This is a genomic window from Flavobacterium sp. SH_e (assembly GCF_025717045.1).
Taxonomy (GTDB): domain Bacteria; phylum Bacteroidota; class Bacteroidia; order Flavobacteriales; family Flavobacteriaceae; genus Flavobacterium.
This window is the reverse complement of the sequence record NZ_JAOVZN010000005.1, coordinates 173,431-187,626: the sequence shown is the minus strand read 5'-3', so window position 1 is coordinate 187,626 and position 14,196 is coordinate 173,431. Positions and strand designations below refer to the sequence as shown.

The 14,196-nt window shown below is 32.1% G+C and carries 14 protein-coding genes; 13 read left to right on the top strand and 1 reads right to left on the bottom strand.

Going from position 1 to position 14,196, the window contains the following annotated elements; all coding sequences use genetic code 11:
* Nucleotides 1-17: 17 nt before the first annotated feature.
* The 12 genes from OD917_RS08720 (at nucleotide 18) to OD917_RS08665 (ending at nucleotide 12,000) form a co-directional block, all read left to right on the top strand.
* Nucleotides 18-1,406: a bifunctional UDP-3-O-[3-hydroxymyristoyl] N-acetylglucosamine deacetylase/3-hydroxyacyl-ACP dehydratase gene (locus OD917_RS08720; protein WP_263523158.1), complete on the top strand. Its 1,389-nt coding sequence runs from the start codon at nucleotides 18-20 to the stop codon at nucleotides 1,404-1,406.
* A 75-nt stretch (nucleotides 1,407-1,481) separates the two neighbouring features.
* A complete protein-coding gene (gene lpxA / locus OD917_RS08715; RefSeq protein WP_091497682.1) occupies nucleotides 1,482-2,267 on the top strand; it encodes an acyl-ACP--UDP-N-acetylglucosamine O-acyltransferase in 786 nt (261 codons plus the stop codon).
* Between the two features lie 129 nt (nucleotides 2,268-2,396).
* Nucleotides 2,397-2,963 carry an elongation factor P gene (efp, locus tag OD917_RS08710; RefSeq protein WP_223705876.1) on the top strand — a complete coding sequence of 189 codons (567 nt, stop codon included), beginning with the start codon at nucleotides 2,397-2,399 and terminating at the stop codon, nucleotides 2,961-2,963.
* 121 nt (nucleotides 2,964-3,084) lie between these two features.
* Nucleotides 3,085-4,014, top strand: coding sequence for a UDP-3-O-(3-hydroxymyristoyl)glucosamine N-acyltransferase (locus tag OD917_RS08705; RefSeq protein ID WP_263523157.1), 930 nt, complete (start codon nucleotides 3,085-3,087; stop codon nucleotides 4,012-4,014).
* 1 nt (nucleotide 4,015) lies between these two features.
* Nucleotides 4,016-4,378, top strand: coding sequence for a nuclear transport factor 2 family protein (locus tag OD917_RS08700; protein ID WP_111291026.1), 363 nt, complete (start codon nucleotides 4,016-4,018; stop codon nucleotides 4,376-4,378).
* 86 nt (nucleotides 4,379-4,464) lie between these two features.
* Entirely contained in the window at nucleotides 4,465-5,337 is an 873-nt protein-coding gene (sucD, locus tag OD917_RS08695; RefSeq protein ID WP_057118027.1) for a succinate--CoA ligase subunit alpha, read from the top strand.
* 139 nt (nucleotides 5,338-5,476) lie between these two features.
* Entirely contained in the window at nucleotides 5,477-5,905 is a 429-nt protein-coding gene (locus OD917_RS08690; RefSeq protein WP_263523156.1) for a hypothetical protein, read from the top strand.
* 219 nt (nucleotides 5,906-6,124) lie between these two features.
* Entirely contained in the window at nucleotides 6,125-6,871 is a 747-nt protein-coding gene (gene fabG / locus OD917_RS08685) for a 3-oxoacyl-[acyl-carrier-protein] reductase (RefSeq protein WP_071637930.1), read from the top strand.
* Between the two features lie 79 nt (nucleotides 6,872-6,950).
* Nucleotides 6,951-8,978: a hypothetical protein gene (locus tag OD917_RS08680; RefSeq protein ID WP_263523155.1), complete on the top strand. Its 2,028-nt coding sequence runs from the start codon at nucleotides 6,951-6,953 to the stop codon at nucleotides 8,976-8,978.
* Between the two features lie 25 nt (nucleotides 8,979-9,003).
* Nucleotides 9,004-10,035 (top strand): hypothetical protein, encoded by a 1,032-nt coding sequence (locus tag OD917_RS08675; protein WP_263523154.1) that lies wholly within the window; start codon nucleotides 9,004-9,006, stop codon nucleotides 10,033-10,035.
* 15 nt (nucleotides 10,036-10,050) lie between these two features.
* Complete coding sequence (locus OD917_RS08670; RefSeq protein ID WP_263523153.1) at nucleotides 10,051-10,947, top strand: LysR family transcriptional regulator; 897 nt, start codon at nucleotides 10,051-10,053, stop codon at nucleotides 10,945-10,947.
* Between the two features lie 75 nt (nucleotides 10,948-11,022).
* On the top strand, nucleotides 11,023-12,000 hold the full coding sequence (locus OD917_RS08665; protein WP_263523152.1) for a YeiH family protein: 978 nt from the start codon (nucleotides 11,023-11,025) through the stop codon (nucleotides 11,998-12,000).
* Between the two features lie 2 nt (nucleotides 12,001-12,002).
* Here the strand turns inward: OD917_RS08665 and OD917_RS08660 are convergent, their stop codons facing one another.
* Nucleotides 12,003-12,953 (bottom strand): hypothetical protein, encoded by a 951-nt coding sequence (locus tag OD917_RS08660; protein WP_263523151.1) that lies wholly within the window; start codon nucleotides 12,951-12,953, stop codon nucleotides 12,003-12,005.
* A 170-nt stretch (nucleotides 12,954-13,123) separates the two neighbouring features.
* Between OD917_RS08660 and OD917_RS08655 the strand changes: the two genes are divergently transcribed.
* Nucleotides 13,124-14,122 carry a zinc dependent phospholipase C family protein gene (locus tag OD917_RS08655; RefSeq protein WP_263523150.1) on the top strand — a complete coding sequence of 333 codons (999 nt, stop codon included), beginning with the start codon at nucleotides 13,124-13,126 and terminating at the stop codon, nucleotides 14,120-14,122.
* The last annotated feature ends 74 nt before the right edge of the window (nucleotides 14,123-14,196 follow it).

Sequence of the window (14,196 nt, the reverse complement as noted above, 5' to 3'; positions counted from 1 at the left end):
CCCAAAAAATGGAAATAATGGTTAAACAGAAGACCATCAAGAATGAAATTTCACTAACAGGAGTTGGATTACATACTGGAAAAGAAGTTACAATGACTTTTAAACCTGCTCCCGTTAATAATGGTTTCACTTTTGTAAGAGTAGATTTGCAAGGCCAACCAGTCATTGAGGCTGATGCTAATTATGTTGTTAATACTCAAAGAGGAACAAATCTTGAGAAATTAGGTGTAAAAATTCAAACACCAGAGCACGTTTTAGCTGCAGTAGTTGGCTGCGATTTGGATAACATTATTATTGAATTGAATGCCTCTGAACTTCCAATTATGGATGGTTCATCAAAATATTTTGTTGAAGCGATTGAAAAGGCAGGAATTGAAGAACAAGACGCGCAACGTAATGTTTACGTAGTAAAAGAAGTAATCTCTTTTACAGACGAAGCTACAGGAAGCGAAATTCTTGTTATGCCAAGCGATGAATATCAAGTAACAACTATGGTAGATTTTGGTACAAAAGTATTAGGTACTCAAAATGCTACGCTTAAAAGCTTATCTGATTTTAAACAAGAAATTGCAAGTTCTAGAACTTTTAGTTTCTTACATGAATTAGAGTCATTGTTAGAGCACGGACTTATTAAAGGAGGAGATTTAAATAATGCAATTGTTTATGTAGATAAAGAAATCTCTGAATCTACAATGGCTAATTTAAAGAAGGCATTTGGTAAAGAAGAAATTTCTGTAAAACCAAATGGAGTTTTAGATAACTTAACTTTACATTATCCAAACGAAGCTGCAAGACACAAATTGCTTGATGTTATTGGAGATTTATCTCTTATTGGAGTTCGCATTCAAGGAAAAATTATTGCTAATAAACCAGGGCACTTTGTAAATACTCAATTTGCAAAGAAATTGGCAAAAATTATCAAAATAGAGCAGAGAAATCATGTTCCTACTTATGATTTGCATCAAGAACCATTGATGGATATTCATAAAATTATGTCAATGCTTCCTCACAGACCTCCATTCTTGTTGATCGACAGAATTATCGAAATGTCTGATCGTCACGTAGTAGGATTGAAAAATGTTACTATGAATGAGAATTTCTTTGTAGGTCACTTTCCAGAAGCTCCAGTTATGCCAGGTGTATTAATTGTAGAAGCAATGGCACAAACAGGTGGGATTTTAGTGTTAAGCACTGTTCCAGATCCTGAAAATTATTTGACATATTTCATGAAAATTGATAATGTTAAATTTAAACACAAAGTATTGCCAGGTGATACTTTAATCTTTAAATGTGAGTTAATTTCTCCTATCAGAAGAGGAATTTGTCATATGCAAGCAAACGCCTACGCAAATGGTAAATTAGTTACTGAAGCAGAATTAATGGCACAAATAGCAAGAAAACAATAATAAATTATCAAATTTATTGTTTAGGTTTGTTGCTTCAAACTTAGAATATTTTAATTAAAAATATAAAACATACAGATGAATCAACCATTAGCATATGTTCATCCAGGCGCAAAAATCGCTAAAAATGTTGTAATAGAGCCATTTACAACAATTCACAATAATGTTGTTATTGGTGATGGTACTTGGATTGGTTCAAACGTGACCATTATGGAAGGTGCTCGAATTGGAAAAAATTGCAACATTTTTCCAGGAGCTGTAATTTCTGCGGTGCCACAAGATTTAAAATTCGGAGGTGAAGATTCTCTTGCCATTATCGGTGATAATTGTACAATTAGAGAATGTGTAACTATAAATAGAGGAACAATTGCTTCTGGTCAAACTGTAATTGGTAACAATTGCTTAGTAATGGCATACGCGCACATTGCACACGACTGTGAGATTGGAAATAATGCAATCATTGTAAATGGTGTTGCTTTAGCAGGTCACGTAGTTGTTGGTAATCACGCTGTAATTGGTGGTTTAGCGGCAATTCATCAATTTATCCATATTGGCGATCATGCAATGATTTCTGGAGGTTCGTTGGTTAGAAAAGACGTTCCGCCATTTACGAAAGCTGCAAAAGAGCCTTTATCTTATGTTGGAATTAACTCGGTTGGTTTAAGAAGAAGAGGATTTACTACTGAAAAAATTAGAGAAATTCAGGAAATATACCGAATTTTATATCAAAAGAATTACAATACAACTCAAGCCTTAAGCATTATTGAGGCTGAAATGGAAGCAACTCCTGAAAGAGATGAAATTCTAGATTTTATTAGGAATTCTTCTCGAGGAATTATGAAAGGTTACTCAGGAAACTATTAAGTATTTTAGTCCCGATAGCTATCGGGATAGATTTCCGAGTTTTGAACTAAATATATTAAATAAAATGAAGATTAATTCTTTTCTAAGAATCTAAAGTCTACATTCTAAAAATCTAAAATAAAAAAACAAATGGCATCTACATCAGATATTAGAAACGGATTGTGCATTAAATTTAATCACGACATCTATAAAATTATTGAATTTCTTCACGTAAAACCTGGAAAAGGTCCAGCTTTCGTAAGAACAAAACTAAAAAGTTTAACTTCAGGTAAAGTATTAGATAATACTTTTTCTGCAGGACACAAAATTGACGTTATTCGTGTTGAAACACATACATTCCAATTTTTATATCCAGAAGGTGATGAATTTCACTTTATGAATGCTGAAACTTTCGAGCAAATCTCATTGAATAAAAACATCTTAGATGCTCCAGATTTGTTAAAGGAAGGAACAAATGTAATGGTTCAAATCAATACAGAAACAGATTTGCCATTATCTGTAGATATGCCAGCATCTGTAATTCTTGAAGTTACTTACGCTGAGCCAGGAGTTAAAGGAAACACTGCTACAAACGCAACAAAAAATGCTACAGTAGAAACAGGTGCTAATATTAACGTGCCGTTGTTCATCAACGAAGGTGATAAAATTAAAATTGATACAGCTTCAGGTTCTTACATGGAGCGTGTTAAAGAATAGTTTTTTAATTAAGATAAATTTGACAATGAGTCAATTAGATAATTTGTGAATCGACATAATTTTGTATATTCACATTCTAATTGACTCATTTTCTAATTGACAAATTTTCTAATTATAATATATGAAATTTCCAAAGAGTCATTCTTTACAAGAAATTGCAAATTTGCTTAACTGCAAATTTATTGGAGACAAAGACTTTCAAGTTTTAGGTATGAACGAGATACATGTCGTTGAACCTGGTGATATAGTCTTTGTTGACCATCCAAAATACTACGACAAAGCTTTGCAATCGGCTGCTACTATAGTTTTGATAAACAAAGAAGTAGAATGCCCAGAAGGGAAAGCCCTTTTAATTTCTGATGATCCATTTAGAGATTTCAATATTCTTACCAAACATTTTAAACCTTTTCAATTTGCTAATGTTGCCATTGCGCCTTCAGCAGAGATAGGTGAAGGAACAGTAATTCAGCCAAATAGTTTCGTTGGTAACAATGTTAAAATTGGTAAAAACTGTTTAATCCATTCTAATGTTTCAATTTACGATCATACTGTAATCGGCGACAATGTAATTATACATGCAGGAACTATTTTAGGAGCAGATGCTTTTTATTATAAAAAACGCCCTGAAGGTTTTGATCAGTTGATTTCTGGTGGAAGAGTAGTTATTGAAGATAATGTTGGTATTGGTGCACTTTGTACAATAGACAAAGGAGTTACGGGAGATACAACTATTGGTGCAGGTACAAAATTAGATAACCAAGTGCATGTTGGACACGATACTGTTATTGGAAAAAAATGCTTAATTGCGTCTCAAACTGGTATTGCAGGTTGTGTGATTATTGAAGATGAAGTAACATTGTGGGGACAAGTTGGCACAACAAGCGGAATTACAATTGGAGCAAAAGCGGTAGTTATGGGACAAACGGGTGTGACGAAGTCAGTTGAAGGAGGGAAATCTTATTTTGGTACTCCAATCGAAGAGTCAAGAGAAAAATTAAAGCAATTAGCTAATATCAAGAAGATTCCTGAAATATTAAGTAAATTGAAGTAATATGTCTATTAAAGAATTTGTTCAGAAATTTTACAAGTCAGATGCCTTAATTGATAGCGAAATTTTAAAAACATATCTGCATCCTGATGTTACGCTTGAATGGAACAGCAGTAAAGGTTTTATTCAGATGGATTATGATTCTATTGTTGAAATGGCTAATGAACTTAGTCGAGCTTACGTTCGTTCTAAGGTGAGAATTAGTCACATTCTTGCGGAAGATGATTTAGTATCAGTACGTTACTCTCATTTCGTAAAAACAATAGAGAATCCAAGGGAAGAGATGTTGTTGGCACATTTTGCAACAATTTGGCAGATTAAAGATGATAAACTTTACAGAGGTTATCAGATGAGTCAATTTTCTTAATATTTTTTTGACAATAAAAGAGGCAAAATACATTACAAAACCTTATTTTTGCAACACAAATTTAAAAACTACATAAAATATATATCATGAGTGTTTTAGTTAATAAAGATTCCAAAATAATTGTTCAGGGATTTACAGGAAGCGAAGGAACTTTCCACGCTTCTCAAATGATTGAGTACGGTACTAATGTTGTTGGAGGTGTTACTCCAGGAAAAGGTGGTACTAGCCATTTAGATCGTCCAGTTTTTAATACAGTAAAAGATGCTGTAGATCAAGCTGGCGCTGATACTTCTATCATTTTTGTTCCGCCAGCTTTTGCAGCTGATGCAATTATGGAAGCTGCTGATGCTGGAATTAAAGTAATTATTGCTATTACAGAAGGAATTCCTGTAGCAGATATGATTAAAGCAAATAATTATGTTAAAGAAAGAAATTCTAGATTAATTGGACCAAACTGCCCAGGTGTAATTACTCCAGGTGAAGCTAAAGTTGGTATTATGCCAGGTTTCGTTTTCAAAAAAGGAACAGTTGGTATCGTTTCTAAATCTGGAACTTTAACTTACGAAGCTGCTGACCAAGTTGTAAAACAAGGTTTAGGTATCACTACTGCAATTGGTATTGGTGGAGATCCAATTATTGGAACTACAACTAAAGAAGCTGTTGAATTATTAATGAATGATCCAGAAACTGAAGCTATCATTATGATTGGTGAAATTGGTGGTCAATTAGAAGCTGATGCTGCAAGATGGGTAAAAGCTGATGGTAACCGTAAACCAGTTATTGGATTTATCGCTGGAGAAACTGCTCCTGCTGGTAGAACGATGGGGCACGCAGGTGCTATTGTTGGAGGTTCTGACGATACTGCTGCAGCTAAAAAACAAATCATGAGAGACAACGGAATTCACGTTGTTGATTCACCAGCTGAAATTGGTAAAAAAGTAAAAGAAGTACTTGGATAATCTTCAAGTCTCGAAATAATAAATTCCAAAAAAGTCTCAATTATTAGTTGAGACTTTTTTACATTTTAAAGGCTGAGGCGTAAATGAAAAAAACTTAGCATCTCAGAACCTCAGTATCTTAGAAGCTAAAAATAGAAAGATGAGTAAAGATTTAGAAAAATTTAAAGTAAGCAATAGTTTTACTTTTACAGTTGAAGATAGTTTAGAACAAGTTTGTAATGCGCCAGAAGGAAGCGCAGGTATCTTTGTTGTATATGCTGTTGAAGGTGACGTAAAAGAATTGATCATGGTAGGTTCTACTGGAACTGTTCAAAATGATGGAACGCTAAAAAGTAAAAATGGTGGACTTTATGATAAAATCGTAAACGGACATCAGTTTGCAAAAACAGGTAGAAAATATTCTTGGCCAGCACAAATGAAATTAGAAAATATTTCTGAGCTTGAAGTTGTTTGGTATGAAACTTTTACAGCAGATGTAAAAGCAATTCCAACAGCTGTTGAAGGACAAGTTTTACAGAGTTTCTTAGATGAAAATGCAAAATTGCCTAGATGGAATGTAGCATTCTAAAACTTAGAATAGCCAATAAAAGAAAGCCTTGCTAGAGATAGTAAGGCTTTTTTTGTTGAATTTTCTTCATGAAAATTTTCTATTGTCTAGAACTATAAAATTATAAGTCATTGCATATTTAAAATAAACAATTTTATAAGGTATTTTTTGATTACAAATTTTATTAAACGCCCAAATACTCTATATTTGTAACTCAAAAAATAAAACGAATACCTTAATATGAAATTACTAGAAGGAAAAGTTGCAATTATTACTGGTGCAAGCCGTGGAATTGGAAAAGGAATTGCTGAAGTTTTTGCTAAACATGGAGCAAACGTTGCTTTTACATACAGTTCATCTGCAGCTTCTGCAGAAGCTTTAGAAGCAGAATTGAATAGTTTAGGAGTAAAAGCTAAAGGATACCAATCTAACGCAGCAGATTTTAACGAAGCTCAAACTTTTGTTGATGCTGTTTTAGCTGATTTTGGAACTGTTGATATCTTAATCAATAATGCTGGAATTACAAAAGACAATTTGTTAATGCGTATGTCTGAGGCAGATTTTGACCAAGTAATTGATGTGAATTTGAAATCGGTTTTTAATATGACTAAAGCGATTCAGAAAACTTTCTTGAAACAAAGAGCAGGTTCAATTATTAATATTAGTTCAGTAGTTGGAGTTTCTGGAAACGCAGGTCAAACAAATTATGCAGCTTCTAAAGCTGGCGCAATCGGATTTACAAAATCTGTAGCTCTTGAATTAGGTTCTCGTAACATTCGTTGCAACGCGATCGCGCCAGGTTTTATTGAAACTGAAATGACTGCAAAATTAAGCGAAGATGTAGTAAAAGGATGGAGAGAAGGTATTCCGTTGAAACGCGGAGGAACTACAGAAGATGTAGCAAATGCTTGTTTATTCTTAGCTTCAGATATGAGTGCTTACATTACAGGACAAGTTCTTAATGTTTGCGGAGGAATGCTAACCTAAGGTACTGGGGTACTAAGTTGCAAAGGTTCAAAGGTTTTGAAATCTTTGAATTATTAATCTTCCAATTACTAAATAAATTATGACGACAAACACGATTCTTTTATTATTGCTTTCTTTAGTAATTGCTGGTGGTTTATCGTACTTTCAATATTTTTTCAAAGCCAAAAGTAAATCCAATGTGATTATACTTTTGGCTTTTTTACGTTTTATGGCCATTTTCGGATTATTGGTTTTATTGATTAATCCTATAATTTCTAAAAATTCTTTGGAAATTACCAAAACGCCTTTGGCAATTGTTGTTGATAATTCCAGCTCAATAACGGCTTTAAAATCAGACCAAAAAGCCGTTGAATTATATCAGAAACTGGTTTCGCATCCTGCTTTAAAAGAAAAATTTGATATTCAATCGTATCAATTTGACAATGATTTTAAAACTTCAGATAAATTTGATTTTAGCGGCAACCAGACCAATTTAGACGAAGTTGCTAAAAATCTAAAAAGCATCAATAAAAACCTAATTTTCCCGACGGTTATAATTACCGACGGAAATCAAACTACAGGAAACGATTATGTATATCGTTTTGATCCTGTCAATAAAGTTTATCCTTTGGTTGTGGGAGATACAACCACTTTTTTCGATTTAAAAATCAATCAGCTAAACGTAAATAAATACGCTTTTCATAAAAATAAATTCCCTGTTGAAGTTTTTCTGCAATATGCTGGTGATAAAACTACCAATGCAGAATTTACTATTTCGCAAGGAAATAAAATAGTGGCAAAAGAAAAACTTTCGTTTTCTCCATCTAAAAAAACAGCTTCTATAAACCTGCTTCTTCCAGCAGATAAAGTAGGATTGCAGATTTACAAAGCTAGTATTCAATCTTCAGCAAAAGAAAAGAACAGCTACAATAATATTAAAAATTTCGCAGTAGAAATTATCGATCAAAAGTCTACAATTGCCATTGTTTCGGCTATAAATCATCCAGATATTGCGGCTTTAAAACGTTCAATAGAGGTTAATGCGCAGCGTAAAGTAATCTTGGTTAAGCCAAACCAAATTAATGACTTACAAGATATCTCTGTTTTGGTTTTATATCAACCAACAACTGCTTTCAAGGCTATTTTTGACAACGGTAAATTAAAAGGAACAAATACCTTTATAATAACAGGAAATAATACCGATTTCAATTTTTTAAACCAGCAACAAAATAATCTGATTTTTAAAATGAGCAATCAGCGAGAAGATTTTCTTAGCGAATTCCATTCCGATTTTAATCTTTTTGCTATTGATGATATCGGTTTTGAAAATTTCCCGCCTTTACAAAATCCATTCGGAAATATCAGCACAAATGGGAATGTTTCTATTTTACTTTCGTCAAAAATCAGAAACGTTTCTACGAATGCGCCTTTATTGGCATTCGCCGAAAATCAAGGAAAAAGAACCGCTTTTCTTTTAGGAGAAAATAGTTGGAAATGGCGTCTGCAAAGCCACGTTGACAATCAGTCGTTTGAAAAGTATGATGTTTTTATTGATAAAATCATTCAATATTTAGCATCATCAGCTTCAAAGAAATCTTTAGTAGTAACTCACGAAAGTTTCTATAATTCTGGAGAAGAAATTATCATCAATGCACAATATTTCAATAAAAATTATGAGTTTGATGAAAAGGCTAGACTTACAATTAGTGTTGTAAATGCTGCGACCAAACAAACTAAAAATTACGATTTGCTAAAAGGAAGTAATTCTTTTTCGGCTAATTTGGAAGGACTTCCTGCTGGGAAATATAACTTTACAGTAAAAGAATTAAATTCAAATACCTCATACGCAAGTCATTTTGAAATTTTAGATTTTGATGTCGAAAAGCAATTTGTAAATCCAGATGTAGTTAAATTACAGCAATTGGCTCAGCAAACGGGAGGAAAAGCTTTCTTCGAAAATCAATCCGATCAATTGATTAATACACTTTTGGAGAACAAAGAATACAAATCAATCGAGAAAAATGTTTCAAGTAAAACTCCAATTATTGATTGGGTTTGGCTTTTAATTCTGATTGCAACCTTATTGACTGCCGAATGGTTTGTTAGAAAATACAACGGATTGTTGTAATTATAATTTTGATTTCTTACTGTTTATGAAAAAAATATTTATATTCCTATTTATTGGTTTTATACTGCAATCTTACTCACAAAATGCAATCGAATTAAAATTTGATGAAAAGTGCGAGTCTACAATTATAGGAGCCTATTTAAAAGAGAATAATTTATATGTGTTAAATTTTGAAAAGTTAAATCTGGATAATACTTTTTATGCTCTTTATAAAATTGATTTAGACAGTAAAAAAGTATTGAATAGAATAAAAATAGAAGAAGGAAAAATCTATAATAATCCTTATTTTAAAGAAGATAACGATTCAATTTATATATTAAACAAATCTACTTTTGATGATTTCGCAACTTATTATGCTTTTGATTTGGCTTTAAAAACACACAAAAAAATCATAAAGACAAAAGTTGCAGAATATGTTAAAGTTGAAAAACTTTTGTTTTTTAAAGACTTTAAAAATAATATCATTTATATAGATGGAGAACCTATAAAACAAGAAATGGATTTTTCTTATTTTTGTCCAGAAAATAAAAGCGTTTACTTTTTTGAGTCTTCATACAAAACAAAAAATATCTCTTTTTCTAAAGTAGATTCTCAAAATACTTTAAAAAATACTTATACATTTAAAGAACTGCCAGATTATGAAAACGATTTTGCGCAGTACAGTAAATTTAGAAACAATACCAATTTCTTTTCGTCAGCAAATTATATTTTTATTACACCTGAGGTGGGAAAAAATCCAATAAATATAGAGTCTTTTTATTATTTAAAGTTCAATAAAACAAATGCAAGTCTTGTAAAAAGTGGAATTCCTAAAATAGAAAATCTTATTGATTGTAATAAAATTAAAGTTTTATCTAAATCTCAATATATTATTTCGACTAAAGGAAAAACAACTACAGTACAATTTGGAGTTGATAAAGATCAAAATTTTTGTATTTGTAAATCTAATATAATTGAAGAAAACTTTTATTATCAAGATATTCAGCAATACAAACAAGAAAATCTTTATATTGGGAGTAATTACAAAACAAAAACGGCAAAAATATACTTTGAATAATTTTCAGTAATAAATATGGATTTCAGGCTAAAAGTTTTTTACACCGTTGCACTCCGCCTTAATTTTACTAAAGCGGCAACAGAATTGTATATTACTCAGCCTGCAGTTTCTAAACACATTCAAGAGTTAGAAGAAACCTATAAGAACAAGCTCTTTGAACGTAACGGTTCTAAAATTGCTTTAACCCCAGCAGGAAAAATTCTTCTTAAATATACTAAAAGTATTTTTGATATTTACCGAGAAATAGACTTTGAAATGAGTTCGTTTAATAATGAACGTCAAGGTTTGCTTAGGTTAGGAGCAAGTACAACTATTTCGCAATATATTATTTCTCCAGTTTTGGCTAGTTTTCATCAGAAGCAAAAAGACATAAAAGTCAATTTGCTGAATGGAAACACAGAACAAATCGAAAATGCGTTAATCAATAAAGAAATCGAAATCGGGATTGTTGAAGGACAATCTAAAAATCAATCTATAAAATACATTCCGTTTTTAAAAGATGAATTGGTTTTGGTTTGCAACAGTAACAATCCTTTCGTAAAACAAAATGAAATTTCATTAAATGATTTAAAATCAATGAAATTCATAACGCGTGAACGCGGATCTGGAACACTTGAAGTTATAGAATTTGCTTTGAAAAAAGCGGGTTTAAAATTTAACGATCTACAAATCGAAATGCAGTTAGGAAGTACTGAAAGTATAAAATCATATTTGCTGAACTCAGATTGCTTTGCTTTTATGTCTATTCATGCGGTAAATAAAGAATTGAAAAACAATGAATTGATTGTTTTAGATGTAGAGAAGTTATCTATAGAAAGATATTTTTACATTATAACCTTACAAGGAAAATCAGATTCTTTATCTGAGTTATTCATTCAAAATCTAGGTAATCATTATAACTTGAAGTTATAGTCGATTGCAATTTACGATTGGCAATTTAGATAGAAACAATAGAACTTTGCAAAGTAAATATCAATTGTCATAATTTTGAAAACAAAACAAGAAACAACAGCACAATTATTTGAAATCAATCAATCCTTACAGCAAGTACTTTTTCTTGCAGTGATTCTTTTGTGCTTATTTTCGATTATTTCTCCACCAATTGCGCTTTTATTAGGAGTTTTAATTGTGAATCTTTTCGGAAATCCATTTTTGGAATTCAATCATAAAGCCATTACATTTTTATTGCAGTTTTCGGTTGTTGGTTTAGGATTCGGAATGAACGCTACTAGTGCAGTTTCAGCAGGGAAAGAAGGTTTTTTGCTAACTGTTTTTTCAATATTCACTACTTTAATTTTCGGATTTTTGTTGGGGAAATGGCTTAAAACAGAAAGAAAAACGTCTCATCTAATTTCTTGTGGAACAGCTATTTGCGGAGGAAGTGCGATCGCAGCTATTTCGCCAGTTATCAAGTCAAATGAAAATCAGACTTCAATTGCTTTAGGGGTTATTTTTATATTAAATTCAATTGCCTTATTTGTTTTTCCGTTTATCGGACATCAATTGGATTTATCTCAAAAAGATTTTGGCCTTTGGTGTGCAATCGCGATTCATGACACAAGTTCAGTTGTTGGCGCAGCAAACAAATATGGTGCAGAAGCACTACAAGTTGCTACAACTGTAAAATTAGCAAGAGCTTTATGGATTATTCCTATTTCGATCTTGACTGCTTTTTTCTTTAAAAGACAATCCCGAAGCGTCGGGACAAAGATTAAAATTCCTTATTTTATTGGTTTGTTTATTGTTGCAATGCTTATAAATACTTATTTTTCATCAACAGCAATTTTTACAGCGCACATTGTTGGAATTGCAAAAATCGGTTTAACCATCACTTTGTTTTTAATTGGGGCAACGTTAAATTTTGCGACTTTAAAAACGGTAGGAGTAAAGCCTTTGTTTCAGGGAATTTTTCTTTGGATTTTTATCGCAGTTTTGGCTTTAGTATCAATCCTTTATTTAAGTTAAATCTATTTTACGTTTGAAAATTTCACCATTGGTTTATCAATCATTTTATACAATTTTCCTTTGAATGAATAGCGTCTTTCAATCTCAAAATTAAATGATTTTTTTGTTTTGGCCATTGTCGCAATTTCTTCCGGAACATTGGTTTCAAATTCATCTTGCGCCTTTAATGCTTTATTAAAAGATCCCGTTGTTTTAACGATAATATCTCTAAAATGCTTTTTAATGTTATCATTCACAACTGTATAAGAACCAGTCCATTTAATGCTTTGAACATTTGTAAGCTGATAATTGTCAACTTCAAGAATAGGTTGATATTTGCCACCAAAACCAGCTACTAAATAAAGCCAGCCTTCGAAAGGACCTCCCGCACCACCATTGACATGAAGCAGTGTAAAAGCAAACTGATCTTCTCCAATTTCGACCAATTTAGGAGTTGGGCATTGTGCAAAAGCTCCAAATGCAGCAACAGCAGGTTGAAATGATCGCATTTCCCAAACATTATTATTTTTTGCAAATTTTGCCAAACCTAATAAACCGCCAGAAAAACGTCCTGTCTGCAATCCGTCTTCATCATGAACAGAATGGTTGAAAGCCAGTATTTTAAATTGATTTCCTTTTGAATCTGAATAATCAATATTGGCAAGAAGTCTTGTTGCAACGCCTTCGGTGTAGGGAAATAATTGATCGCCTTCGACACCGTTTACATCGGTATATCCAGTTGGAGTACAGGTTTTACAAATCCAGCTTATAAAACCACTGCCATCACGTTTTCCATATTCTGTACCAGGAAATAGCTCCCACATCACTTTTTTTGCTTTAAAAGGATCAGTTATTTTTAAAGTTCTTTTTTGATTTAAAACTGTGTCGTTTACATTACTTGGTTTTAATTCGGTTTCTTGTGCAAAACAAATGCTTGATAAAAAAGTGGCTACAATAAGAAAACTCTGGCGCATATTTAAGATTTAATACCAAACAAACATACAAAGAAAATTATTGTTAATATGTAATTCTGTCGCTTTTAGGGCAATAAATCTAAAAAAGTTAAAATAGTATAATCTTACTCGAGTATTTTTTGCGTATTCTTTAATTAAAGCTAAATTTGCTCCCTCTAATAAAAAAACAAATGAAAAAAATCCAAATGAGACCAAAATTAATCGCTTTCGGTGCATTAATTATTGGCTTTATTATGCTATCATGGGGAAATGTAGGCCATGAACGTATTAACAAAGCTGCTGTGATGGCTTTACCAAAACAATTACAGGTATTTTTTTATAATCACATTGATTTTATTACCCAAGAAGCTTCGGTTCCAGATATCCGTAAGTATGCTTTAAATTATAAAGAAGAAGGCCCTAGACATTATTTTGATATGGAAAACTTTGGAGCAGCTGATACTTATCCCAAAACTTTAGAAGAGGCAAAACAAAAATACGATGCTAAATTCTTAAGTGATAATGGAATTTTGCCTTGGTACCTTGAAGAAATGATGGCAAAATTGACTAAAGCTTTTAAAGAAAAAAATAAAGCCGAAATCTTATTTCTTTCTGCAGATTTAGGACATTATGTTGGTGATGCACACATGCCATTGCACACTTCTGCAAATCATGATGGACAATTGACTGATCAAAAAGGAATTCACTCTCTTTGGGAAAGCAGATTACCTGAATTATTTGTTAAAAATTACAAATTAAACGTTCCTGAGGCGCAGTATTATCCGGACGTTCATAAAGCAATTTGGGACTTGATCAATGATACTCACAGTTTAGCGCAACCCTTATTGGATATTGATAAAAAATTGAGAACTGCAACTCCGCAAGACAAAGTATTTAAAATGGATGCAGAAGGGAATGTATTGAAAACTAGATACAACACAGCTGTTTTCTCTGAGGAATATGCTAAAAAACTGCACGAACAATTAAACGGAATGGTTGAAAGCCAAATGAGAAAGGCGATTGCAGCTACTGCAAGTTTTTGGTATACTGCCTGGATAAACGCTGGAAAGCCAGACTTGAGCGATTTAGATGCGCCGGCAGTAACTCAAAGAAACTATCAATTTTTACAAGACGATTTAAAATTGTTTCAAAGAGGAGATTTATTTGGAATGAAAAATCAAAACGACTAAAAATTCGTTTCAAGTTTGCATAAGTTTAATGTTTCAAATTAGTTTTTGAAATCTTAGAAAAAGCCTCAAATCGT